Annotated in this window: 24 protein-coding genes; 13 read left to right on the forward strand and 11 right to left on the reverse strand. The window is 68.5% G+C overall.

Translation table 11 applies throughout. From position 1 onward, the window contains the following. Positions 1–6: 6 nt before the first annotated feature. The 3 genes from ACWGJB_RS06525 to ACWGJB_RS06535 all read right to left on the reverse strand — a co-directional run bounded on the left by ACWGJB_RS06525 (position 7) and on the right by ACWGJB_RS06535 (position 1,716). Positions 7–612 (reverse strand): TetR/AcrR family transcriptional regulator, encoded by a 606-nt coding sequence (locus ACWGJB_RS06525; RefSeq protein ID WP_453379136.1) that lies wholly within the window; start codon positions 610–612, stop codon positions 7–9. 30 nt (positions 613–642) lie between these two features. Then, positions 643–1,290 carry a class I SAM-dependent methyltransferase gene (locus tag ACWGJB_RS06530; protein ID WP_453379137.1) on the reverse strand — a complete coding sequence of 216 codons (648 nt, stop codon included), beginning with the start codon at positions 1,288–1,290 and terminating at the stop codon, positions 643–645. A 222-nt stretch (positions 1,291–1,512) separates the two neighbouring features. After that, complete coding sequence (locus ACWGJB_RS06535; RefSeq protein ID WP_003992177.1) at positions 1,513–1,716, reverse strand: cold-shock protein; 204 nt, start codon at positions 1,714–1,716, stop codon at positions 1,513–1,515. A gap of 324 nt (positions 1,717–2,040) precedes the next feature. Between ACWGJB_RS06535 and ACWGJB_RS06540 the strand changes: the two genes are divergently transcribed. Together ACWGJB_RS06540 and ACWGJB_RS06545 are read left to right on the forward strand one after the other, a co-directional pair. Continuing rightward, on the forward strand, positions 2,041–2,889 hold the full coding sequence (locus tag ACWGJB_RS06540) for a menaquinone biosynthetic enzyme MqnA/MqnD family protein (RefSeq protein ID WP_453379138.1): 849 nt from the start codon (positions 2,041–2,043) through the stop codon (positions 2,887–2,889). A gap of 42 nt (positions 2,890–2,931) precedes the next feature. Continuing rightward, the gene (locus tag ACWGJB_RS06545; protein ID WP_453379139.1) at positions 2,932–4,677 is read left to right on the forward strand and encodes a protein kinase domain-containing protein; all 1,746 of its coding nucleotides are present in this window, start codon (positions 2,932–2,934) and stop codon (positions 4,675–4,677) included. A 24-nt stretch (positions 4,678–4,701) separates the two neighbouring features. Here the strand turns inward: ACWGJB_RS06545 and ACWGJB_RS06550 are convergent, their stop codons facing one another. Then, positions 4,702–9,267 carry an FtsK/SpoIIIE domain-containing protein gene (locus ACWGJB_RS06550; protein WP_453379140.1) on the reverse strand — a complete coding sequence of 1,522 codons (4,566 nt, stop codon included), beginning with the start codon at positions 9,265–9,267 and terminating at the stop codon, positions 4,702–4,704. Positions 9,268–9,504: 237 nt separating this feature from the next. Between ACWGJB_RS06550 and ACWGJB_RS06555 the strand changes: the two genes are divergently transcribed. Next, positions 9,505–9,810 carry a WXG100 family type VII secretion target gene (locus tag ACWGJB_RS06555; protein ID WP_351317920.1) on the forward strand — a complete coding sequence of 102 codons (306 nt, stop codon included), beginning with the start codon at positions 9,505–9,507 and terminating at the stop codon, positions 9,808–9,810. Positions 9,811–9,877: 67 nt separating this feature from the next. Here the strand turns inward: ACWGJB_RS06555 and ACWGJB_RS06560 are convergent, their stop codons facing one another. Continuing rightward, positions 9,878–10,570, reverse strand: a complete 693-nt coding sequence (locus ACWGJB_RS06560; protein WP_453379141.1) for a hypothetical protein — start codon at positions 10,568–10,570, stop codon at positions 9,878–9,880. A 78-nt stretch (positions 10,571–10,648) separates the two neighbouring features. On the opposite strand from ACWGJB_RS06560, the gene ACWGJB_RS06565 reads away from it, so the two are divergent. Genes ACWGJB_RS06565 through ACWGJB_RS06585 form a run of 5 tightly spaced genes read left to right on the forward strand, consistent with a single transcriptional unit; the run spans position 10,649 to position 14,076 of the window. Further along, a complete protein-coding gene (locus ACWGJB_RS06565; protein WP_360489082.1) occupies positions 10,649–10,954 on the forward strand; it encodes a hypothetical protein in 306 nt (101 codons plus the stop codon). Further along, positions 10,951–12,222, forward strand: coding sequence for a putative T7SS-secreted protein (locus ACWGJB_RS06570; protein ID WP_453379142.1), 1,272 nt, complete (start codon positions 10,951–10,953; stop codon positions 12,220–12,222). Before ACWGJB_RS06565 ends, ACWGJB_RS06570 begins: the two co-directional genes overlap by 4 nt. A 50-nt stretch (positions 12,223–12,272) precedes the next feature. Next, positions 12,273–12,851: a hypothetical protein gene (locus ACWGJB_RS06575; RefSeq protein ID WP_453379143.1), complete on the forward strand. Its 579-nt coding sequence runs from the start codon at positions 12,273–12,275 to the stop codon at positions 12,849–12,851. Next, entirely contained in the window at positions 12,848–13,516 is a 669-nt protein-coding gene (locus ACWGJB_RS06580; RefSeq protein WP_453379144.1) for a hypothetical protein, read from the forward strand. Before ACWGJB_RS06575 ends, ACWGJB_RS06580 begins: the two co-directional genes overlap by 4 nt. Then, on the forward strand, positions 13,513–14,076 hold the full coding sequence (locus ACWGJB_RS06585) for a hypothetical protein (protein ID WP_453379145.1): 564 nt from the start codon (positions 13,513–13,515) through the stop codon (positions 14,074–14,076). The genes ACWGJB_RS06580 and ACWGJB_RS06585 overlap by 4 nt, the downstream gene beginning before the upstream one ends. A gap of 7 nt (positions 14,077–14,083) precedes the next feature. On the opposite strand, the gene ACWGJB_RS06590 is transcribed toward ACWGJB_RS06585, so the two are convergent. Continuing rightward, positions 14,084–15,118 carry a hypothetical protein gene (locus ACWGJB_RS06590; RefSeq protein WP_453379146.1) on the reverse strand — a complete coding sequence of 345 codons (1,035 nt, stop codon included), beginning with the start codon at positions 15,116–15,118 and terminating at the stop codon, positions 14,084–14,086. Further along, entirely contained in the window at positions 15,106–15,762 is a 657-nt protein-coding gene (locus tag ACWGJB_RS06595; RefSeq protein ID WP_453379147.1) for a hypothetical protein, read from the reverse strand. Before ACWGJB_RS06595 ends, ACWGJB_RS06590 begins: the two co-directional genes overlap by 13 nt. 470 nt (positions 15,763–16,232) lie before the next feature. Between ACWGJB_RS06595 and ACWGJB_RS06600 the strand changes: the two genes are divergently transcribed. From ACWGJB_RS06600 to ACWGJB_RS06615, 4 genes are all read left to right on the forward strand, one after another. After that, positions 16,233–16,385 (forward strand): hypothetical protein, encoded by a 153-nt coding sequence (locus ACWGJB_RS06600; protein ID WP_453379148.1) that lies wholly within the window; start codon positions 16,233–16,235, stop codon positions 16,383–16,385. Positions 16,386–16,453: 68 nt separating this feature from the next. Further along, entirely contained in the window at positions 16,454–17,713 is a 1,260-nt protein-coding gene (locus ACWGJB_RS06605; protein WP_453379149.1) for a putative T7SS-secreted protein, read from the forward strand. Next, complete coding sequence (locus ACWGJB_RS06610; RefSeq protein WP_453379150.1) at positions 17,713–18,453, forward strand: hypothetical protein; 741 nt, start codon at positions 17,713–17,715, stop codon at positions 18,451–18,453. The genes ACWGJB_RS06605 and ACWGJB_RS06610 overlap by 1 nt, the downstream gene beginning before the upstream one ends. After that, on the forward strand, positions 18,450–19,352 hold the full coding sequence (locus tag ACWGJB_RS06615; protein ID WP_453379151.1) for a hypothetical protein: 903 nt from the start codon (positions 18,450–18,452) through the stop codon (positions 19,350–19,352). The genes ACWGJB_RS06610 and ACWGJB_RS06615 overlap by 4 nt, the downstream gene beginning before the upstream one ends. Here the strand turns inward: ACWGJB_RS06615 and ACWGJB_RS06620 are convergent. The 4 genes from ACWGJB_RS06620 to ACWGJB_RS06635 all read right to left on the reverse strand — a co-directional run bounded on the left by ACWGJB_RS06620 (position 19,305) and on the right by ACWGJB_RS06635 (position 21,781). After that, complete coding sequence (locus tag ACWGJB_RS06620) at positions 19,305–19,634, reverse strand: hypothetical protein (protein WP_453379152.1); 330 nt, start codon at positions 19,632–19,634, stop codon at positions 19,305–19,307. The genes ACWGJB_RS06615 and ACWGJB_RS06620 overlap by 48 nt on opposite strands. 299 nt (positions 19,635–19,933) lie before the next feature. After that, positions 19,934–20,605: a hypothetical protein gene (locus tag ACWGJB_RS06625; protein WP_453379153.1), complete on the reverse strand. Its 672-nt coding sequence runs from the start codon at positions 20,603–20,605 to the stop codon at positions 19,934–19,936. Positions 20,606–21,059: 454 nt separating this feature from the next. Beyond that, a complete protein-coding gene (locus tag ACWGJB_RS06630; RefSeq protein WP_453379154.1) occupies positions 21,060–21,437 on the reverse strand; it encodes a hypothetical protein in 378 nt (125 codons plus the stop codon). Further along, positions 21,437–21,781 (reverse strand): hypothetical protein, encoded by a 345-nt coding sequence (locus tag ACWGJB_RS06635; RefSeq protein ID WP_453379155.1) that lies wholly within the window; start codon positions 21,779–21,781, stop codon positions 21,437–21,439. Before ACWGJB_RS06635 ends, ACWGJB_RS06630 begins: the two co-directional genes overlap by 1 nt. Before the next feature lie 178 nt (positions 21,782–21,959). Between ACWGJB_RS06635 and ACWGJB_RS06640 the strand changes: the two genes are divergently transcribed. After that, complete coding sequence (locus ACWGJB_RS06640) at positions 21,960–22,235, forward strand: GntR family transcriptional regulator (RefSeq protein ID WP_453379156.1); 276 nt, start codon at positions 21,960–21,962, stop codon at positions 22,233–22,235. Positions 22,236–22,342 lie beyond the last annotated feature (107 nt).

The following is a 22,342-nucleotide window of genomic DNA, read 5'->3' on the forward strand; positions in this document are numbered from 1 at the left end:
GGTCCCCTACCCCGCTCGCCGTTCGGGCACCGGGATCGGCGCCTCGGTGCCCTCGTGCAGCATCGCGATGATCCGGTCCGCGTAGTCGGCGGGCGCCGTCCTGTCGAGGGTGTCGCGCGCATGGTCGTGCGCCATGCCGACGATCGTGAGCGTGAGGTGGGCGGCGGCCGCGTTCCACAGCGGGTCCCGGCCGCTGCGCTCGGCGATCGCGTCCTCCAGCAGCAGCCGCTCCCGGTACACCAGGTCCCACAGCCGCGCCCGCGGCCCGGGCGCACGGTCGAGCTGCGCCCGCAGCCGGCGGATCCGGGCCAGTTCGTCAGGCCCCAGGTCGAGGGCGGCGCGCACGACCCGTCCCAGCGAGACGGCGACCGCCTCGCTCTCGGGCCGGGCCCGGAGGAGCCCGGCGAGCACGCCGACGGTGCGTTCGACCGGGTCGAGCAGGATCGCGTCCTTGTTGGCGAAGTAGCGGTAGACCGTGGAGACCGCCACCTCGGCCCGCTCGGCGACCTGCTCCAGCGTGGCCGCCTCGTACCCGTCCCGCTCGGCGAGCGCGATCATGGCGTCGTAGATCGCCGCCCGGACCTGCTGCGCCTTCTTCTCCCTGAGCCCCACGCGGCAACCGTAACAGAATGGGAAGTCTTCTCATTTTTCACCGGCTCGTGCGAACAGGAACGCCTGCGGGCACGTTTCGTCGAGGGCGGCGTCGGCCTCCCGCACCGTGCTGGAGTGGAGCGTGAAGCCGGCCTCCGCCAGCAGGCCTGCCATCTCCTGCGGCCGTCGCCGTTCGAAGTCCAGCGCCACCGGATGCCCCCACGGATCCTCGTGCCGCCGTGCCACGTCCCCCACCTGGAACGCGAGCAGCAGCCGGCCCCCCGGCCGCAGCACCCTCCGGAACTCCCCGAACAGCGCCGGCAACCGCTCGTCGGGCATGTGGATGGACGAGTACCAGCACAACACCCCGTCCAGTGCCCCGTCGGCCACCGCCAGCTCCAGCATCGAGCCCGGTACGAAGCGGAGGTCGGGGTTCTCCCGGCGGGCGATGGCCAGCATCGACTCCGACAGGTCGAGCCCGAAGACCGACAGCCCGAGGCCGGCCAGCCGGGCGGTGACCCGACCGGGCCCACAGCCCAGGTCGGCCACCTCCCCGCCCTCGCCGACCCACTCGGCGAACGCGGCCAACAGGGCCCGCTCCAGCGGCCGGTCGGCGAGATCCGCACGGAAGTGGTCGGCGTAGTCCTCGGCGACGGTGTCGTAGAAGGTACGGGTGGCGGCGAGGAAGTCGGGAGTCATGCCCGCGGACACTAACGGCCCCCACTGACAACTGCCCCCCACGGACAGCGGTCGCCGCGGACGTGAACGCGGTCCCGGGTGCCGGCGTTCACGGGAATGCGGAATACCCCCCGCGATACGGCGGTCGGGAAAAGGCAGGAGCCCCGTCGCCGGAAGGCGCGGGGCTCCTTGGGTACTGCACTCAGTCTGAGATCAGACTCTGGGGTGTCTGGATCAGTGAGATCAGACGGGGGTGACGTTCTCCGCCTGCGGGCCCTTCGGACCCTGCGTGACGTCGAAGCTCACCTGCTGGTTCTCCTCGAGCGAGCGGAAGCCGCTCGCGTTGATCGCGGAGTAGTGAACGAAGACGTCCGGGCCGCCGCCCTCCTGGGCAATGAAGCCAAAGCCCTTTTCGGCGTTGAACCACTTAACGGTTCCGGTAGCCATAAGCCCTCCTTGGGCTCAAAAGGGTCGCCCTGCTCCAGAACCTGCAAGTGTGAAAACAAACTAAGTGCCGCACAACTGCATACGTCTGAAAACGACGAGAGCCCGCGGTTACATGCTCCGCAGGCTCTGTACTGCAAGGGAAACCAAACTGCAACTTGCGGCGAGCCTAGCATGTGGGCAGCCGAAAGCAACAGAGGCCAAGATCACGTCACCCGGACGTTTGAACGGCCTCCCAAGTGGGTTGACGCCCGGGGTGGCTTCGCCGCCGACGGCGGGGGCGGGGGCGGTCTCAGCACCGTACCTCATGGGGTCTAGTGTCGCGATGTGGACAATTCTCGCACCCGGCCGCGCGTCGGCCACATCCAGTTCCTGAACTGCCTGCCCCTCTACTGGGGGCTCGCGAGAACCGGCACCCTTCTCGACTTCGAGCTGACCAAGGACACCCCTGAGAAGCTCAGCGAGCAGCTGGTGCGCGGCGACCTCGACATCGGGCCCATCACCCTCGTCGAGTTCCTGCGCAACGCCGGCGACCTGGTCGCCTTCCCGGACATCGCCGTCGGCTGCGACGGCCCGGTGATGTCTTGCGTGATCGTCTCGCAGGTCCCGCTGGACCAGCTGGACGGCCGCCGGGTCGCCCTCGGCTCGACCTCGCGCACCTCGGTCCGCCTGGCCCAGCTGCTGCTCGCCGACCGCTACGGCGTCCAGCCCGACTACTACACCTGCCCGCCCGATCTCAGCCTGATGATGCAGGACGCGGAGGCGGCGGTACTCATCGGCGACGCGGCCCTGCGCGCCAACCTGCTGGACGCCCCGCGCTACGGCCTCCAGGTGCACGACCTCGGCACGCTGTGGAAGGAGTGGACGGGCCTGCCGTTCGTCTTCGCGGTGTGGGCGGCGCGCCGGGACTACCTGGAGCGCGAGCCGCACATCACCCGCGAGGTGCACGGCGCCTTCCTGGACTCCCGCAACCTCTCCCTGGAGGAGGTCGCCAAGGTCGCCGAACAGGCCGCCCGCTGGGAGGCCTTCGACGAGGCGACCCTGGCCCAGTACTTCACCACCCTCGACTTCAGCTTCGGCGCGCCACAGCTGGCCGCGGTCGAGGAGTTCGCCCGCCGGGTCGGCCCGACGACCGGGTTCGCGGCGGATGTGAAGGTCGATCTGCTGGAGGCCTGACAGGCAATAGGCTGCTGCCCGGACTTACTGGGGGGTGGGGACATGCAGCCGCTCGCGGGTGACGAACCTACGACCGTCGGACCGTACCGGCTGCTCGGCCGGCTCGGCTCCGGCGGCATGGGCCGCGTCTATCTGGGGCGTTCGGCCGGCGGCCGGACCGTCGCGGTCAAGATCGTGCATCCGCACTTCGCCCTGGACGAGGAGTTCCGGGCCCGCTTCCGTCGCGAGGTGGCCGCCGCCCGGCGGGTCGGCGGCGCCTGGACGGCACCCGTCCTGGACGCCGACCCGGACGCGCCGGTGCCCTGGGTCGCCACGGCCTACGCGGTGGGCCCCTCCCTGGCGGCCGCCGTCGTGGACGGCGGCCCACTGCCCGCGCATACGGTACGGGCGCTGGGCGCGGGCCTCGCGGAGGCGCTGGCCGCCGTCCACGAACTGGGGCTCGTGCACCGGGACGTGAAGCCGTCCAACGTGCTGCTGACCCTCGACGGCCCGCTGCTCATCGACTTCGGCATCGCCCGGGCCACGGACGGCACCGCCTCGCTGACGTCGTCGGGCGTCTCGATCGGCTCCCCGGGATACATGTCCCCCGAGCAGATCCTCGGCAAGGGCGTCACCGGCGCCGCGGACGTCTTCTCGCTCGGCGCGGTGCTGGCCTACGCGGCGAACGGCGCACCGCCCTTCCCCGGCGACTCGTCCGCCGCCCTGCTCTACAAGGTCGTCCACGAGGAACCCGAACTCGGCTCCCTGAGCGGAGAGTTGCGGGAGGTCACCGAGGCCTGCCTGGTGAAGGAGGCGGCGGCGCGGCCGGCCCCCGGGGAGGTGGCCCGGCGGCTGGCTCCGGAGGGGGCCGCGCGGCTGGTGGCGGGCGGCTGGCTGCCGGGGGCGCTGGTGGAGCGGGTCAGCCGGAGCGCGGTGGAGGTGCTGAACCTGGAGGTGACGGAGGCGGCGGTACCGGCGTCCGGTCCGGTGGAGTTCAGCACGCCTTCGGTGGACGCGTCCGGGGGCGGTTCCGCGGGGGCTTTCACGGGTGCCTCCACAGGTGCCCCCACCGGTGCTTCTGCGGACGTTCCCGCGGGCGTCCCCACGGGCGTTCCGGTGACGGCGGGGGAGTTCGGGCCGCCGCCGACGGTGCCGCCCGCGGTCCTACCCGAGCCGCGTGACGCCGTGCCCCCGGGCGTACCGCCGGGAAAGGTCTCGGTGAGCGTCGCCGCGACCGCCGTACCGGCCGGGGAGGGCGGGCGCGGGCGCCGGGTGAGCTGCACGCTCGCGCTCGCGGTGGCCGGGGCGCTGGCGGTGGTGACCGTCGGGGCGGGGTTCCTGCTCAAGCCGTACCTCGGCGACGACGGCGGCCCGAACAGCGACACCGGCGCCGCCGCCACCTCACCCTCGGCGTCGTCGTCCTCTTCTTCGTCCTCGTCCTCGTCGGGCAGTGGGCCCGTCCCGGCCGGCTACCTGGGCACCTGGGAGGGCTCGGCCACCGCTCTGGACGGCAATCTGCCCATCGGCACCTTCCGGGTCACCGTCCGGCAGACCAATGTCGGCCGGGAGCTGGGCCGCCTGCGCCAGACCGACCAGCTGGGCGGCGTCTGCACGGACGTACTCACCCTGAAGTCCGTCACCGCCGAGAAGCTGGTCGCGTCCTCGGCGGGCGTCGAGGGCAACCACGACGGCTGCGACCCGGACCCCACCACGGTGTACCTGACTCCGAGCGACGGCGAGCTGATCTACACGTCGGACAGCTCGGCGGAGGGGAATCCGGTGGCGGTCATGTCGAGGGCGGGGGACTGAGCCCCCCGCCCAACCGCCTTACGACTACTGCGGGGTGGTCACCGTGACGTGCTCCCCGCTGCCCAGGTGCAGCATGCCCTTGCCGGGGGTGACCGGTCCGCCGACCATGTTGCGGGTCGTCCGGATGCCGATCAGCTCGCCGGAACCGGACTCCTGCGGGGAGAGCAGGATGCCCCGGCGGGCCTTCTTCGCGTCGACCTGCCAACCGGAGAAGCCGTCGCAGATCTCGTCCTCGTCACCGGCGATGACCACGGCGAGCCCCTCCTCGGTCCCGCTCTCGACGATCCGCTTGAAGACGTCCTCGGCGTCGCAGTCGTCCAGCACCTCGGCGTCGTCGACCAGCACGACGATCGGCTCGGCCCGGGACGCCGACGCGAGGACCTCGGTCAGCTCGTCCTCCTCGATGTCCCGCCCGGTGAAGACCTTCAACACGCCTTCCTGACCTTCGAGTTCGCGCAGCGGGGACATCCGTGGCGCGGCGACGACGATCCGCACGCCGTTGGCCAGGTAGGAACGGGCGAAGCCCAACAGGGTCGTGGAACGGCCGGACTTGGCCGGACCGCCGATCACGAAGGCCGGCACACCCTGCGCCAGGTCCGGCCCGAAGGCGGTCAGTTCGTCGCCGCCGACACCCACCAGGGCCCACAGCGGAGAAGCCGTCGCGGCGGGATCCCGCATGGCCCAGGCGTCCTCGAACGAGATCCGGCCGGGCAGCACGTCCACCCGGAACGGGCGCCGGGCACGCGGCACCTGGGCGTCCCGGGTCTGGGCCGCCTCGCCGATCGCGACGATCGCGGCGGCCTGCCCCTGCCCGGTGGTGTCAGCGGACAGCAGCGCGAACTGCGTCTCGGCGGCCGTCTCGCTGCGGAAGGCGCGGCCGGGCGGGATCTCCTCGGGCACCTTGCGGGAGTTGATGTCCAGCATCGAGAAGTCGGCGCGGTCGGCGAGCCGCAGACCGTACTTGTCCTCGGTGAGGGAGGAGATCCGCCCGGCCAGGATCTGCCGGTCACCGGTGAGCACGAGATGGATGCCGACGCTCGCGCCCTCCCGCATCATCACCATGATCTGGTCGGTGAGATCACCGTGGTTCAGCTCGCCGAGGGTGGGCAGCCAGCCCTCCCAGCGGTCCAGGAACAGCACGATGTGCGGCAGCCGCTCCGCCTCCGGTTCGGCGGCCCGCTGCTCGCCGATGTCCGCGAACCCCTTGTCGGCCAACAGCTCCTGGCGCCGGGTCAGCTCGCCGGAGAGGCGGGCCATGAGCCGCTCCACGCGCTCGGTCTGGTTACGGCCGACGACCGCACCGCAGTGCGGCAGCCGGGTCAGCGCGTTGAGCGCGCCGTTGCCGCAGTCGATGCCGTACAGGTGCACGTCCGCACAGGAGTTGGTGCGGGCCAGCGACCCCGCGATGGTGCGCAGCACCTGCGAGCGTCCGGTGCGCGGCGCACCGGCGACGATGAGGTGCCCGAAGCTCGCGAAGTCGACGGCGACCGCACGGCGGGCCTGGTCGGCGGGCAGGTCCTCGACACCGTACGGGGCGGCGGGCAGCGCGCCCTGCGCCTGCACGGCCGGCACGTCGTCCAGCAGCAGCATGTCGTCCAGGGCGGGCAGCCACGGCGAGTGCTGGGCCGGAATCGCGAGCGCGGTGTTGGCCTCGCGCACGGCGTCCACCAGCACCTTCAGGTCGGTGATCTCGTCGTCCTCCTTGGCCTCGGACTTGGGCTTGCGCAGCGCGGCCCGCCCGAGGTCCTGCCAGGACAGCGCCCCGGCCCAGGGCGCGAGGGTCGCGGGGTCGGCCGCACCGGGCCGCCGGCCGCCGACCCGGCCCGACTGGAAGGGGATCAGCGAGGCGTGCCCGAGCCGGACGTACGCCCGTCCCGGCGTGCTCTTCGCGATGTGCCCGGCGTCGGGCGCGTCGATGACGTCGGTCGACTCACCCGCGTCGGTCACCCGCAGCGCGATCCGGAGGTTGGTGTTGGCGCGGATCTCCGGGGACACCACACCGGAGGGCCGCTGGGTGGCCAGCAGGAGGTGGATCCCGAGGGACCGGCCACGCTGGGCGATGTTCACCAGGCCCGTGACGAAGTCCGGCAGGTCCCGCACCATCGAAGCGAACTCGTCGATGACGATGAGGAGTCGGGGGACGGACGGGTGCGAGGGGTTGCGGCGCACCAGGTCCTGGTAGTCCTCGATGTCCTTGGCGTCGGACGCGGCGAGGATGTGCTCACGCCGCTTCAGCTCGGCGCCCAGCGACTCCAGCGCCCGCTCCACGAGATGGGCGTCGAGGTCGGTGACCATACCGACGGTGTGCGGCAGCTTCACACAGTCCTTGAACGCCGAGCCGCCCTTGTAGTCGACGAGCACGAAGGTCATGTTCTCCGGCGTGTTCGCCACCGCCAGCGCGGCCACGATGGTCTGCAGCAGCTCGGACTTGCCGGAACCGGTCGTACCGGCGATGAGGCCGTGCGGCCCGTCGCGCCGCAGGTCGATGCCGAACGGGCCGTCGTAGGACTCCCCGATGACCGCCATCGTCGACTGCCCGCCCATCCGCCACCGCGCGGCGATCCCGTCCCGCGTGGGCGGCTCCAGCTGGAGCACGTCGAGCAGCCGGCTGGCGGCGGGCAGCGCCGAGTCCTCGGCCTCCCCGCTGATGTCACGCAGCGGGGAGAGGGAGCGGGCGAGCCGGGCGCACCAGGCGGGGGAGACGAAGTCGGGCCGTACGCCGCGCTTGCGCAGCGCCCCGCTCTGCTCGACCCGCAGCCGCAACTCCAGGTCCTGCGGCGCCTGTTCTTCGGCCTGCTGGGCCTGCGGATGCCAGGCCTGGAAGGAGGGGAACCCGCCGGCGGCCTGCTGCGCCACGGCCGTCGCGGGCGCGTCCTTGGCCGCCACCGGCTCGGCGACGACCACGCCCTGGCACTCGCCCGGCAGGAACCGCTCCTCCTCGTCGAGACAGATGGAGCGCAGGGCCACCCCCGGCCCTTCCTTCAGCAGCCGCACCACACCGGGCATGGACCGCAGCCGCCGGGACCCGTCCCACACGATCACGATGTCCGGATCGGAGAAGGCAGGCCCGTCGGTCTTGCTGCGCCCGCCCTGCTGAAGGGCCTTCTGCCGGCCGTCGAGGAGCTGGGTGAGCTCGCCGACGCGGGCGGCGACCGTCTCGGAGTCGGTGCCGATCAGCACGTTCACGTCCTGGCCGCCGCCCGGGCGGGAGTGCGGCAGCCAGCGCACCCAGTCCCAGCGGGTGCCGGCGTCGTTGTCGGTGAGGACGTAGAACTGCACGTCCATCGGGCTGTGCAGGACGGCGGTCTGGGCGACCGCCCAACGCCCCAGCGCATGCGCCGCGTCACCGGGCCCGGCGACGCCGATCACCCCGAGGTCGCGCAGCGACAGGGCCACCGGGGCGTCCTCGATGTACCAGCGGACCTTGCGCTTGTGCTCGTCCTGCTCGGGGTCGTCGAGTTCGACCTCGGAGGGGACGCGTCCGGTGCCGAAGCGGATCAGCAGGTGGTCGGCGTCGGTGCGGCGCCGCTCCCACAGCCGGGTGCGCGGCCCGGTGCCGTACGTCAGCACGGCGGCGGGGTCGGGCACGGCGGCCCGCCGGTCGCTCCGTTCGGTCTTCAGGGCGTCCTGGGCGTCGTTCTCGATCCGCCCCTTGTGCTCCTTGTACTCCTTCAGCTGCTTGGCATGGGACTTGCGCCCGTGCTTCTTGTCCATGAAGTAGTTGCCGAAGAGCATGACCGGGCTCATCACGGCCATGATCAGGTAGTACCAGCGCCCGAACATCATCACGGAGACGACGGCACCGACGAGCGGCAGCAGTGCCATCAGCCAGGGCAGCGGGCGGGCCTCGTAGTCGCCGGGCGGGTTCGGGAGCGAGAAGTGCGTCTGGTGCTCGGCGGGGCGCAGCCGCGGGGGCCGGTTGTAGTCGAGCCCGGCACCGTCGTCGGACCACTTGAGGGCGGCGTTGGGCGGGGCGTACCCGGTGATCTCCAGCAGGGTGTTGCCGAGGGCGAGTTGGGCGTCGAGCGGCCAGTCGCCCTCGCCGTCGAACTCCTCCCCGTCCAGCCGGGCGCCGTCGCCGTGTGTCTGTACCTTGCAGGTGCCGTCGATGGCGATGGTGAGGGTGGCGGCGCGGGCCGGCAACTCCGGGTCCTCGACGCGGAGGTGAGAGGCGGGGCCGGTGCCGATGTCGTACCGCCCGACTCCGAGCCGGTGCACGGCACCGGCCGCGGGACCGCCCGCGACCCGGAACTCCACGATCCCGGTGGGTTCGCCGAGCAGACACCCGGCGGGGTCGTGCAGGCTGACGACGACGCCGTCGCGCAGTGGCGAGCCGACGACGGTGGCGGCGGGGTCGAGGGCGTAGCCGTCGACGTAGGCGAGGGGCCCGGCTGTCCGGACGGCCGCGGCACCCCTGGGGGCGCCGATGGGTATGACCTGGGCGACCTCGCCGCTTTCCGGGTAGCGCAGACCGACCTGCCCGGCCAGCTCCCGGGCCACGTCGCCGACCGTCGACTCGGGATCGGCGTCGAGTACGACGTCGGCGGTGGCACCGCCGACCGGGTCGACGACGGTCAGACTCAGGCGCACGTTCGTCCTCCTCGCAGGCCCGGCACATTCGGTGTGACCTTAGCCGGACGGGCTTTCCCGGGCGCAACGGGATTGCGTCGGTTCACGATTCCCTCGCACGAGGCCCCTGCGGCCACGTGCCTCCCACCCGTAGGATCTTTGCTCATGGGACGGCCGGGTCAGGACCGGCCGATCCGTCCGAGCAAGCCACGGGGGCGAGCCCTGGGGCGGCCACAACACAACGGGAGGGATGCCGACATGGGCAAGGGCAAAGACACGGACCTTACTTATGCCGAGATGGAGAAGGTCGCAGGCGACCTGATCAAGGACATGCACGAGCTCGAAGACAAGATCAAGAACATCGAGAAGCGTGTCTCGGCACTGGTGGAGGAGGGCTTCACCACCCAGAAGGCCTCGGGAGCGTACGACGACTCCATGAAGGACTTCACGAAGGGCGCGACGAAGACGATCCAGGGCCTGCACGGCCTCTCGGACTTCCTGAAGAAGGCCAAGGAAGCGTACGAGCAGCTGGACGACCAGCTGGCGAAGCAGGCCAAGGGTTAGTAAAGTCCGAGGTCTTTGAACGACTGGGTGCGACGGAGCGCGTCAAGTGCTCCGTCGCACCCGGCTGTCAGGCCTCGGTGGCCTGGGTCTCGCCCGGCTGCGGACGACGCATCAGGTAGGTGTGCAGCTCGCTGCGCCACTCCTCGGTCGTGAGCGTGAGCCACGAACCGTCCTTGAAGCGCAGGAGCAGCCGGTCGTTCTCGAACGCGGGGAGGGGGTCGGCGAGGATGGCGTCCCCGGCCGGAATCTCGGCGACGACCTGCATGAGCGCGTCCCGGCGGATGGACACGCGTGTGGGCGGAGCGGCCAGCAGGATGCGGTCCCCGGCAAGGGCGACCAGGCGTTGGTGGTGGGAGGAATGGCTGTACCACTGCAGGAGGAAGCGGCCGGCGGCTCCGTTCCAGTCGCCGTCGAAGGTCTTGTCGAGACCGAGTTCGACGACGGCCTCGTCCCGCCGCTTCTCGTCGAGTTTCGCGCTGCGGTGGCGCTCCTGTTCCCCTGTGGTCGACAGCATGCGCTTGAGGGCCTCTTCACCGGCGCCGAGGAGACCCAGCAGCTTGCCGATGAACAGCAGGGGCGAGCCCAGAGCGACGCCGAGCATGCCGAGCGGTCGTATGGAGGCAGGACGCAAGGGCCCGGATCCCGCTGCCCGGTGTGCTTCGGCGGGCGGCTCCGGGATCTTGCCGATCGTGCACCAGGCTGCTGCGTCGGGTGTGACGCCGAGTCGGTCCCGTACGGTGCGGTCGGTGCTCGTGGACAAATCCGTTCCACCTTCCAAGTCGTTTGCCGAAGGAAGTCTCGCGGCAGTGTCTCATGTCCATGATGGGGGATTTTTTCAATGGCGGACAGAATCAGATACGACCTCGACATGATCAAGGGGTGCTCTCGGACGCTGGGCAAGCTCCACAATGAGTTTGATCAGCACGGGAACCCCTCGGACGGTTACGAGGACGAACTGGGGCACGGTGGCCTGAAAGACGCCTTCGACGAGTTCAGTACCACGTGGAAGAAGACGCGGAAGAAACTGTCGAAGGAACTGAAGAAGCTGGCCGAGTACACCGGAGCCGCGGCCCAGAAGTACGAAGAGATCGACCATGAGTTGGCCAAGGCAATTGCCGACAACACGGGGAAGGGCAAGAAGTGAGCAGGCGATCCGGTGATTGGCCGCCGCTGTGGGACGAGGATCCCACTCCGGGGGATCCCGACGAAGTCGCCGCCCTCGGGCGGAAGTTGCGGCAGATGGCCGACATGATCGACGAACAGGCGCGGGTCATCAAGGCGCTGTCCTCAGTGGAAGGCTGGGACAGTGATGCCGGCCGAGCCTTCAACGAGATCGCCGACGGTGCCGGCGACCGGCTCAAGAAGGCGTTCGAGCGGTACGACGAGGCGTCCAAGGCCGTGGGTACCAAGGTGGCCGAAGGCGAATCAAAGGAATTCGCCGGAGAGTTGCACCGGGCTCAGAAGAAGGCCGACAAGGCCTTGGCGGATTATCGTGAGGCCAAGTCCGATCACGATCTCGCCGACCGGGAAGTGAAGAAGTTCACGGACAAATACCTCGTCAGCCAGATACCCGAGGCGGACAAGCCCGAGTACGAGCGCTGGGAGAGGAAGCGCGACGAGGCGTTGCACCGCATCGGCCAGGCGCGTAAGGAAGTCAAGGACGCCAGGGACATCTTTGACGACGCCGGAGACCGGGCCGCCCGCCATATCAAGGATGTGGTCCACCACGACGCGGTGCGCGACCCGGGCGGGTTCATGAACTGGCTCGCCGACTGGGCGGACACGTTCTCCAACATCTCCGCGATCCTGTCCGTCCTCGCGGTCGTCTGTGCGTTCATCCCGCCGCTGCAGTTCCTGGTGCCCATCTTCGCCACCCTCGCGGTGCTCAGCAGCGCGGCGGCCCTGGCCGGCCACGCCTACGACATGACGGTGCGCGGTGGAAAGGTCAACTGGCTGAAGCTGGGAACGGACTTCCTCGGAGTCCTCCCGGGGCTCGGGGCGCTCAAGGGTTTCAAGGCCGTGGCCAAACTCAGGGGACTGGCCAAGCTCAGGGCCTTCGGCAAGGTCGGCACCTGGGGCGAGGCCTCTCTTCGAGGGCTCGACGGTATCGGGCACAACTTCCTCAACGGCCTCAGTGTGAGCATGACGAACAAGGTCCTTGCCCAAGGACTCAAACTCGGACAGCGGCTCAACATCGGCGGTCTGCCGGAGAGGTTCGCACCCATCGGCGGAAAGCAGATCACCGGGATCATCAAGGGGAACGGCCTCGCGAGCGCGCTCCACCGGATGTTCAGCGGCGAGAACGGCGGGACCACTGGTTACCAGGAGCCGGAAACGGCCAAGCCGACCCCGACTCCGAGCCCGTCGCCCCAGCCTTCGCCGAAGCCGTTCCACGCGGCTCTCGCCGCGTAGCCGTGGCCGTATCGAAGGCGGTGCACACCGCGTGAAAGGAGGCGATCCACGTGAGCGATTCGACCGACCTCGACGAAGGGGAATTCGTCGGCCGAAGGGGCACGGATCCTGTCCGGCTCGTCCCCGGTGAGGTCATCGCCGCGGTCCCTGCGGCCAAGGCGCTCGCAGAACGGTCGGGCCGAGAACTCCGCTTCGACTTCCTGGACGACGGAGCGGTCCTTCGTATGCTGCGGCTTCGGCACGAGGACGAGACCGCGATGTTCAATGCGGGGTTCAAGACCGGTGTTCCGTTGGCGATCACCGGCTTCGGTGGCGCGGTGTACTGGGGTGGCGTGGTCCAGTACTGGGAGTCGGGCACCGCACGCGTCGTCTATGCGGCCGTAGCCGCCGGCGTCGTGCTGATCCTGCTCGCCGTGTACGTACGCACCGCCGTGACCCACTGGGGCGACCCGGTACGCCAGAATCTCCGCGCCCGGGCGAGGAGATATCGCGAGCTGGCCCATCTTGCGCGCAGGGAGGGGGCGGATATCCCTGCCCACTATCCCCACTACGGGCCGTATCCCTTCGCGGCCACCTTCCGTCCCGAAGCGGACGAACCGGAAACCACCGATGGAGAAGGCCTGTCGTGAGCGCCGTAGCAGCTGAAGAGAATGTCCAGGGCTCCATCGGTGGGCCGGGCATCGATGTCCGCTGGATCATGCCGGAGGGCTTCTTCGAGATTCCGATGGACTCGGAGAGCCTGGACGAGACCGCCGAGCAACTCGTCGAACTGGCCCGCGCCGTGATGCCGGAGGCCACCTTCGACGTACAACTGGAGTGGGCGGTCATGGTCGCCGCGCACTACGACTCCTTCGTCGAGGCCGGTATCCAGTACTCAGGCTTCGTTCTGACGGAGGTGGACGGGGAGCGGTGCACGGCGACGGTTTCCGTCAGCATGACCGATCTGGACGAGAGGGCCGGCGCGCATCCCGTAGGGTTCCTGGGCTCGACGATGCGTCACCTCAACATGGGAGAGGTCAGCGAGATCGAGCTGCCGTGCGGCCCTGCTGTCTCCTGCATCGGGACCCGGAAGGGCAGCCTTCCCGGCAGCCTCACCGCGTCCGGAGCCGACGAGCCGGTGGTGACCTCCTTCATCCAGGTCCAGATACCGCTGAACAACGGGACGGTTCTGGTCCTGGAGATGGGCACCCCCACGCCACAGGCCTGGGAGGTCTTCTCAGCCATGTTCGCCGGCGTCGTGAAGAGCGTCCGCCTGTTCAACGAGTCGGGCAAGCCGATGGTGATGCCTGGATGACCACGGAACCCGATGCCACGGCACCTCCCAAGGACTACCGGCTCCTGGTCCCCCGGGACTGGTTCCGCATCGATCTCACCCAGGACCGCTGGCGTGCCCAGCTGAAGACGTTCGTGGACCACCAGGCCGAAGGCAGGAACGTTCCGGCCGAGCTCAAACAGGAGGCCTGGGCCACTCTGCGCAACACCGCCGAGGCCGGGGTCAGAACCGGTGCGCTGGAGTTCTTCCTGAGACCGGAGCTGGACGGCGGCGGCATCCTGCCCGCCTCGCTCGTCGTCTCCTTGATCCCTCGGCCCGGGGGACTGACCCCCCGGGACCTCCGGGAGTCGCTCGAAGCGAAGCAACGGCAGAACCCGGCCGCGGTCGAGGTCTCGACCGTCGTCCTTCCCGCGGGGGAGACCGTGCGGGTCCTCTGCCCGACGACTCTGGACCTGTATGTCCAGATGCCCGGAGGCGTCGGCTATTTGGCCCTCGCGTTCGCGGTGCCGCTCAGTGGGGTGACCGGCCCCATGCGCCGACTCTGCGACTCGATCGCGGAGTCGTTGCGGTGGATCGTGTGAGGGGGGGTCAGCGGTTGACCGCTTGGGCTTCCTGAACCGTGATGTCCTGGGTGGTTCCGAAGGCGCCGTCGGGCAGTTTGCCTCCCGTGCCGTCTGTTCCCGTCCAGCTGATCTGCCAGGTGATGGTTGCCTTGAGCTTGTAGGTTCCGCCGCCGGAGGAACGCAGGTACTTGATCCCGCAGGGTGGGGCTTCCTCGGCCTTGCCCCTGGCGTAGGGCTCGCCGATCGAGCCGTCGGCGTTGATGGTGCACTCACCATTCGCCGGATACGTGGTCGCGTCGGTCGTGCCGGGCTCTAGCCTGAGGGAGACGGGTTTGGCCGTGGTCGTCGCAGAAAGGTTCCAGCCTCCGACGTTGAGCGAGGCGGTCACGGACACCGGGTGGAAGTCGGTCCCGTCGAGCCAAGCCCAGGTGGCGAGGTTGACCTTGGTGATCGCTTGCGGGGCCAGGGTCACCTTTGTGTCGGGAACTCGGATCCTGGTGTAGGCGAGTCCGGCGAGGGTTTCCGCGTCGATGGCGTTGTCGACGTCAGGGATTTCTCCGGTGCCGACCCAGAAGTCGGCTTTGTCGCAGTCCCAGATGGCGTCGTCGCCGACGCGGCTGTCGTCGCGAGCCGAAGTCCAGAACATTCCCTTGCCGTTCTCCTTCTTGTTGAAGTCGGTGTAGGGATTGCCATTGATGAAGCGGTCCTCGAACCCTTCTTGAGCCTCTTTCTTCCCGGAGAAGAGGGGGGTGTTCACGAGGTCCTTGTACTGCTGCTCTTTCTCCTCCGGTGTGTACTTGGGCTCGTACCAGCATGCCGGTGGAGTCCAGTCGCCCACAGGCGTGACCGGACCGGCGGACCCACCCGTCCCGTTCTTCGAGAGATCGAACCTAACTTGGGAGGAGATCTCCTGGTCGCCGGAGCCGGCCTTGGTGTCCGTTTCGTACTGGGAGCCGCCCGTGATGGTCGCGACCGCGGCGGTGGGCGTGATGAGTGAGGCTGCGATCAGTGCGACCGTGCCGCCCAGCACGGCTCCAGTGCGCTGCTTCACGGCGTGCACGCGGAGTTCCCCCTGTCCGAGAGCCCGTTGATGGTCTGCCAAACGCCCTGCTTGTTCTTCTCGACCTTCACGTTGTAGAGGACGTAGGAATCATCGGTCACCGCGGTCTTGTCGACCTTCTTGGTCTTGCGGTCCTTGCTGAAGGCCTTGCTCTCGTCGGAGCAGTAGCGCACGGATCCGGATGTGCTGCCGGACAGCGTGACCTGGGGGTTGAAGTACCGGATCTCGCCGGTGATGGTCAGCCCCTTGTCGACGAAGGACTGGACCCACTCGGCGGTCGTCACCAGTGCGCGGTCCCGGTAGTAGAACGACAGAGACGGCTCGTCGGTGCTGCCCTGGGTGATGGCGTAGTCCGTCGCCGTCTGGGCACCCTGGACGTCGGTCAACAGTGCGTCCTTCTTGGCATCTCCGGTCTTCCAGCCCTCGAACACGTCCTCTACATCGGACGGCAGGGTGATCGTGGGGCGCTTCGTCGTGGGTGTCGCGGAGGCGCTGGGCGAGGCGGACGAAGACGCGTCGCCGGAATCTGCCCCCGCAATCTTGTCGTTGGCGTCTGAGTTGTCGTCCCCGCCCCCGCACGCCGTCAGCAGCAGGGCTGCGGTCGCGGCGAGCGCGGCGGCAACGGGCAAAGTGCGGCGCTTCACAGTGGACTCCCCGTGGGGCAGAAGTTTGTCAAGGACCCAAACGCTATCTGTGGGGATATCGGTTTCGCCACCGCGAACCTGCGAGACAAGGGGGGAAACTCGGCCCAAGGAGTGTCAATCGCCCACCACCTGTGTCCGGACCGTGTCCTTGTGCGAGGGGCGGCGGTGCGGTAGCAGCCAAGCATGTGTCGGGTACGGGCGGTGTGCTACGCCTCGTGTGCGGTTTTTACGCCTCCCTTGCACTGCGTCCCTGCCGTCTCCTTCATCCCCCGTCGTACGATCTTTGCTCGTGTAGATAGTCCGAGCACGGCAGTTACGGGGGCGAGATGAGCGACTTGTCGGCTGACTATGCGGTGTTGAACCGGGTGCGCCACAACCTGGACCACATAGCGGGGTTGATGAAGAAGCCCGGTCGGGAGATGGCGCAGGTGAGTGGGGAATCCATGGGGGTGCCTGAGCTCGCCCATCGGATGGATCACTTTGGGGACGAGTGGTCGTACGGGATCAAGCAGTTGACCAAGTTCTCCGAGAAGGCCTCCGAGATGCTGCTCAAGGTCAAGGAGTCCTTCGAGAAGTTGGACCACGAACTCGCCGAGACGAACCACGGGCGGGGCGCGAAGTAGGCATGGCTGAGGCAAGGCTGGAGAATTTTCCGGCGTTGGGGTTCGTGCCCTGCCCGGGTGACCACACCGTGGCCGACGACGTGGCGAGGACGGTCCGGAGGACGGCGAAGGCGCTCGACGAGATATGCCAGGTGCTGCACGGCACCGGTGTCGGCGATTGGAAGGGCAAGGCGGCAGAGGCCTTCCGGGAGAAGTTCGACGACGACTTCCGGCCGCGTATGGACGACGCCCGTGATTCGTTTGCCAAGGCTGCCGGTGCTCTGGAGGACTGGGCGGCGTACATGGAACGCAAGCAGAAGGGCGCCGCGAAACTGGAGGCCCGGGCAGCCGAGATCGGCGGACAACTGGGCAGCGCGAAGGACAAGGTCAGCCATCTGACCCGCGCCGACGGCCGGGCGGCCGACCGGAAGGACGAAGAGAATCACAAGACGCAGATCCGTAGTGCTAGGAGCGCTGTGAGCGCCAAGGAAGCGGAGCTGGAGGAACTGCGCCGCCAGGGGCACCGGATGTCCGGTGACTACCACACGTACGGCAGGGAGATCGCGGGCCGCTTGAAGTCGGCCATGGACATCGCCCCGAATGAGCCAGGCATCTGGGACAAGTTGGGTAATGCTCTGGAAGGACTGGGCAAGGCCCTGGCCGATCTGCCGGGGGAGGTCGGCAAGCTCCTCTCCGACGTCGGAGACTGGATCAAGAGCCATGCGGACTGGATCACCGTGGCCGCCTCAGTGGTCGGTGTCATCGCGATCTTTTGCCCGGCGCTGGCTCCGCTGGCCATCGGGCTGAGCGCTCTGGCCTTCTTCGCGCACGCGGCCAGCTACGGCGTGGACGGACTCTGGCCGCCGACCGGCGAACGCATCGGCAACTGGCTAACGCTGGGCGGCGACGCGCTGGGCATGGTGCCCGGCGTCGGCGCGGCCAAGTCGGGAATCATGGCGGGTTTCAAGGCGGGGCGAGGCACGGAAGGCCTGATCGCTGGCACTCGGGTGGGTCTCAAGACGGCCGGTGTCACGGCCAAGAACATCATGAAAGCCGCCGACCCCGTCGCCGCCGTGATCGACAGGCCGGTCATGGCCGTCGCCACGAAGCTCGGCGTCTCGCGCGCCACCGCCCTGACCGTCACGGAGGGGGTGCAGGCCACCGCCACTCTCGCCTGGACCGCACCGACCGCCGTCAACGCCTACGAGACGACACCGGGCCGGTATGACGCGGCCACCTGGGGCACCGGGGTGGGCAACGCCACCATGGGAACTGGCGGTGGCAAGTTCGGCGGACTCGTGGCTGTCGGCAGTGCCGTCGGACTGGGCGCCTGGGAGCTGACGGGCTGATGGCCGACCATGAAGAGGTGAGGACGGCCGTCGTGGTGACCGGTGGTTTTCCGGATGACGCGGCCGAGCCCGACCTGTGGTTCGAACTTCCCCCGGGCTTCAGCCAGTTCCAGCTCACCGAGGACCCGGAGTCGCGCATGCTGCGGATGGCGGATGCCACCGATGCCATGTTCGGCGCCACCGCCACGGCAGAGCAGAAACTCAGTCTGATCGTGTCGGGTGAATACGTTCTCCAGACCATGATCGCCGCCGGGGCCGAGCACGTGTCGAGCTGCTTGGTGCGTATGCCGGACGGAGAACTGTCCCAGGGGACCTTGTGCGTTCTCGTGGAGAGGCCGGCGGCTGGCCCGGAGCATCAGGACCGACAGGGTTCGGCGAAGCGCACGGCCGCGCAGTGGCGCGAACTGTATTCGGATGCCGAGGTCGGGCTCGTGATGCTGCCGTACGGCATGACAGCCCTCTGCATACGTGACCAGGAGCTCCAGATACCCGGGGCTATTTTCGGGCTGGGCGATCCCGTCCCCGCCACGGTCCGCGAAGTGCAGTTCTGCGTGCCGTTGCAGACCGGGCCGGGGTCCGCCCTCTTCGTCTTCACCACGCAGGACACTGACCCCGGCCACTGGGCGGCATACCTCGACATGCTCAGCGGCATCATGAGGTCGCTGTCGACGGACGAGCCGGAAGACGAACGCCCGAGCGGTCGGAATCCGGCGGCCGAAGGAACGGAGAGACAGATATGAGCGACGGCGGTGCTGGGGATGACGAGGCTCGCGAGAGGCGTGTGCGGCACCCTGTCGTGCTTGCGGTCGCCATCGGCGGCTACGTGCTCGCGGCCATCGGGGGCCTGTTCGTCCTGACGGGCGATTTCGGCCCTGCCCTCCTTGTACCTCTGTGGATCGTCCACGCCGTACTCCTCGTTCTGCTCATCCGGAAGCTGGGGGCGAAGACGTCGAGTACATACACGATGCTGTTCATCGTGGCCACCTCGGTGATGTCCGTGTACGTCGCCGACATGGCGCGCGACGATCTCACACTGCAGCAGCGCGGCGAGCGGGTCACAGCCACAGTGGTGAAGAAGTGGCGCGACGCGGCCGAGGGCCGCAAGGCGCGTGACTACAACTACACGCTGCAGCGGCAGGACGGTACGAAGGTGCCGGGGCCCGCCATGAGAACGTCGACCGATCTCTATGAGGTCGGCCAGAAGGTGACGGCCATCGAGGATCCCCAGGGCGAACTCCGGCCGAAGACGCCGGGACAGGCGGATGCGACGGGCGAGGAACTGGGGTCGCTGGGGTTCGCTCTCGCCGCCCTCGGCGCCGTTGGCTGGACTGCATGGCGGGGCTCGGATGCGGCCCGCCGGAGAGGTGGCGGGGCGCGCAACGCCTACCGGAACCTCACCGGTGCCCGCGGGGCGGGTATCTCGGAGGAGGAGCAGGAGGAGCAGCTCCGCGAAGCGCTGCGTACGTACCCTGCTGACCGCCGCGGCTATATCAAAGTGCCTCCCGAGAACTACCCCGACGTGTCCCAGCAGCGCGCGGCCCGGATCGCCTGGGAACTGGGCCTCCGTGCGGAGGCGACCGGTAACCGCGGGTCATGGCGCTTCGCGGAGAAGGTGGTGGAGGAAGTCCCGCTGGACTGATCCCCCGGCCTCCTCGTACTGGGCTGCCGGGGCGTCACCGTTGTCGACCCAGGATGGGCGGTCGTTGCAGGAGCTGCGCTTGAGTATGTCGGGTTCGTCGGGATCCTCGACGGCGGCCCAGAACATCCCCTCGCCGTCCTTGCCGACGTTGTAGTCCTTGTAGCTGGGGGTGTCGGCCCAGCCGTACTCGTCCTCGTAGCGGCGCTGCATCTCGCCGATCGCCGCGCCCGCGGTGCCGCCCATGCGGGGCGTGCTCTTGGCGCTCTCGATCTGCTCGGACATCTTCTTCTTGAAGTCCTTGGCGCCGAGGTAGGGGACGTACTAGCAGGGCGGTGGCGTCCAGTTGACGTCGGAGGAGGTGATTTTTCCGGTGCTGCCGTCCTTGGCGACGGCGCCGGAGTAGTGGATGCTTGCGGCAGCGTAGATGCCGGTGTCGTTCCTGCTACTTTTTTTGTTCGTGCTGGCTCCATGGCCGTTGCTCGGTGGTTCTGCCGAGTAGGCGGGTTCTGTGAGGGCGGTGACGCCGAAGGCCAGTGTCAGGGCAGTTGTGCCGGCGCTGAGTACTGCACGCCGTGACCTGCTCATCGGCACTGCTCCGCCTTCGCCTCGACGAACACCTTGGCTGCCTGCCACAGGCCGTCGCTCGTGGGGAGCTTGACCATGATGATCTTGAAGTAGTCGTAGTCTGCGATGCTGGGCTCGCTCTTCAGGATCTTCCCGGTCTTGACCTCTTTGCCGTAGAACTTGCTGGAGTCCACGCAGAAGTCGACCTCCACCGAGTTGCCGTTCGAGGCGGAGCGGGTGGTGGCCTCGTAGTGACGTCGGGTGCCAATGGCGGTCCAGCCGCCGTCGACCCTCTCGTTGATCTGCGTCTGCGCGTAGCTCAGCCCGTTGCCCGTGGAGTAGGCGGTTACGGCCGCGACCTTGGATGTGCGCTTGTCGACGCCGTGGTAGATGGCGCGGACGTAGTTCGCCGTGTCCTCCATCGCAGCCGCTTCGTTCTTGTCCTTCGGCTTGTCCCAGTCGAAGACCAGGTTCATGTCCTTGGGCAGGGACACGTCCACGCCGTCCGGCTTGTCCTCTGCTAGTGCTCCCGAAGCGGATGTCGAAGGCGTCGGCGTCTTCGTTCCCTGGTCGGCGCCTGCGATCTTGTCGTTGTCGCCGCCTTTGTTGTCCCCGCTGCCGCAGGCGGTCAACAGCAGTGCTGCGGTTGCCGCCAGCGCGGCAGCGGCGGGCAAGGTACGGCGCTTCACAGTGAACTCCCCGTGAGACAAAAGTCCATAAGAGACCCGACGCTATCGGGGAGGTTCCCGGTTTCGCCAGCGTGAACTTCCCTGTGAATGGCGATAATTCTGGGCGCATGGGGTGCGCGGAGGTGTGACCCGTGTCCTGATCGTGCCTGAACGGATGACGACCTCGGACGTGTCGGGGCGCTGCGCTCGGCCGCCGTGAGGTGTGAGTTGCGTTTCGCTATCGCGGTGCCGGCCGTCTCGGGTAGGCGCACGCGGGTATGCCGATGTGTACGGCACCGGTTCGGTCCGAGCGTCGGCCACCTCACCCTGCGCGTCGACCTTATAGACGCGCAGGGTGAGGTGGGAGCGGCGGTCGGTGTAGCCGAGGAGTTGGAGTGCGTCGGTCAGGGGCGGACGGTCGGTGTCGGTTCGGCGTGGGTGGTCGTGACCGGTGAACTCCTTCGATGCGTCGCGGTTAGGACCGTGGTTCGCTCCCTGCGGTTCGCGTTGCCTGCCCGCGGGTGCCGTTGCCGTCCTCTCCGTCGCCCGCTCCGACAATGCGCATGCCCCGGGACTCTGCGATGCGCAGCGCGTCGGTGAGGCACTCGGCGAGGCGGATGCCGGCGTAGCGGACCTCGGTGTACGGCGACATCGGGTCGTCCAGCACCTGGCGGGCACGGCCCAGGACGTCGGTGCCGGTGGCGAGCTGGGCGGTCTCCAGGTCGTCGGCGAGGCGGGAGAGATACCCACCGTCGTTGTCCGTGACCAGGTAGCACGGCTTGCCTTCGGGGGTGGGCCAGGGGAGGAGGCGGGGGGAGGTCGGGGCGTGCGCGTGACTGTTTGGCTGTTCCATCACGCGGCCACCTCCGGCGCGCCGATGTCGTGCTGGTCGAGGTCGATCCAAAAGTCGGCGGCGAGTACGAGGGCGAGGCGGCGGCGCTGCTGGAGAGCGGCTTCACGCTCGTGGGCGGTGAGGTAGGGGCGGACAAGGGCGGACTCGGCGCCGTCGAGGAGAGTGGCCAGGCCGTACAGCGACCGGTGGGAGAGGTGCGAGGCCTCGGCGGATAGGGGGCAGCGTACGAGGGTGAAGTGGACGTGGGGGAATGGTGGGCGGTGAGGACGGCGGCGCCGTTTCCCGGTGCCGGGGGCGAAGAGGAGGCGCAGCCATTGGAGGGCGCGGGGGATAAGGTCGTGCAAGTCGACGCTCCTTGTAAGCGTTGGCCGTGCCCCGGGAGGTCTAGCCACCTCGCCGGGGTCTGTCATCTTCGACGCTATACCGAGCTATAGCCCTCTGCATACAAGTGCAGAGGGATCCACACGATTGTGCAGGTCACTACCGCTCTACGTTGGACATATGAGCGATAGAGAAGAACCGATGACCCCACTGGACCCGATGAGCGCCAGGCCGCTCTACATTCAGTTGGCCGACGTCATCGCTGGGAAGATCGCGTCTGGAGATCTGGCACCTGACCGACCCATCCCCTCCGAAAACCACCTCGCCGACGAGTACGGAGTGGCACGTCTCACTGCACGCCGTGCCGCACAGGAACTGCGCGAGCGCGGCCTGATCGTCACCGTGCGCGGCAAGGGATCCTTCGTCGTCGAACAGTCAAAGACTGACTCACCGGAGGAGAGCGAATCGAACAGTTGAAGAGGGGGGGGGGGGGGGGGGGCCGCGCCCTGGTACTTTCTTTTGGGCCCTGATGGTGAGGGCGGGGTAGGCGCCCCCGGCGGGCCCGCGGTTGTGTGAGTCTGGGG

The sequence above is a fragment of the Streptomyces sp. NPDC054813 genome, assembly GCF_053611365.1.

Coding starts and splice junctions, on each gene's coding strand:
- ACWGJB_RS06530 (WP_453379137.1), bottom strand. CDS start 1,290: ATGACTCCCGACTTCCTCGCCGCCACCCGTACCTTCTACGACACCGTC.
- ACWGJB_RS06535 (WP_003992177.1), bottom strand. CDS start 1,716: ATGGCTACCGGAACCGTTAAGTGGTTCAACGCCGAAAAGGGCTTTGGC.
- ACWGJB_RS06545 (WP_453379139.1), top strand. CDS start 2,932: ATGCAGCCGCTCGCGGGTGACGAACCTACGACCGTCGGACCGTACCGG.
- ACWGJB_RS06555 (WP_351317920.1), top strand. CDS start 9,505: ATGGGCAAGGGCAAAGACACGGACCTTACTTATGCCGAGATGGAGAAG.
- ACWGJB_RS06565 (WP_360489082.1), top strand. CDS start 10,649: ATGGCGGACAGAATCAGATACGACCTCGACATGATCAAGGGGTGCTCT.
- ACWGJB_RS06585 (WP_453379145.1), top strand. CDS start 13,513: ATGACCACGGAACCCGATGCCACGGCACCTCCCAAGGACTACCGGCTC.
- ACWGJB_RS06600 (WP_453379148.1), top strand. CDS start 16,233: ATGGATCACTTTGGGGACGAGTGGTCGTACGGGATCAAGCAGTTGACC.
- ACWGJB_RS06610 (WP_453379150.1), top strand. CDS start 17,713: ATGGCCGACCATGAAGAGGTGAGGACGGCCGTCGTGGTGACCGGTGGT.
- ACWGJB_RS06615 (WP_453379151.1), top strand. CDS start 18,450: ATGAGCGACGGCGGTGCTGGGGATGACGAGGCTCGCGAGAGGCGTGTG.
- ACWGJB_RS06620 (WP_453379152.1), bottom strand. CDS start 19,634: ATGTCCGAGCAGATCGAGAGCGCCAAGAGCACGCCCCGCATGGGCGGC.
- ACWGJB_RS06630 (WP_453379154.1), bottom strand. CDS start 21,437: ATGGAACAGCCAAACAGTCACGCGCACGCCCCGACCTCCCCCCGCCTC.
- ACWGJB_RS06640 (WP_453379156.1), top strand. CDS start 21,960: ATGACCCCACTGGACCCGATGAGCGCCAGGCCGCTCTACATTCAGTTG.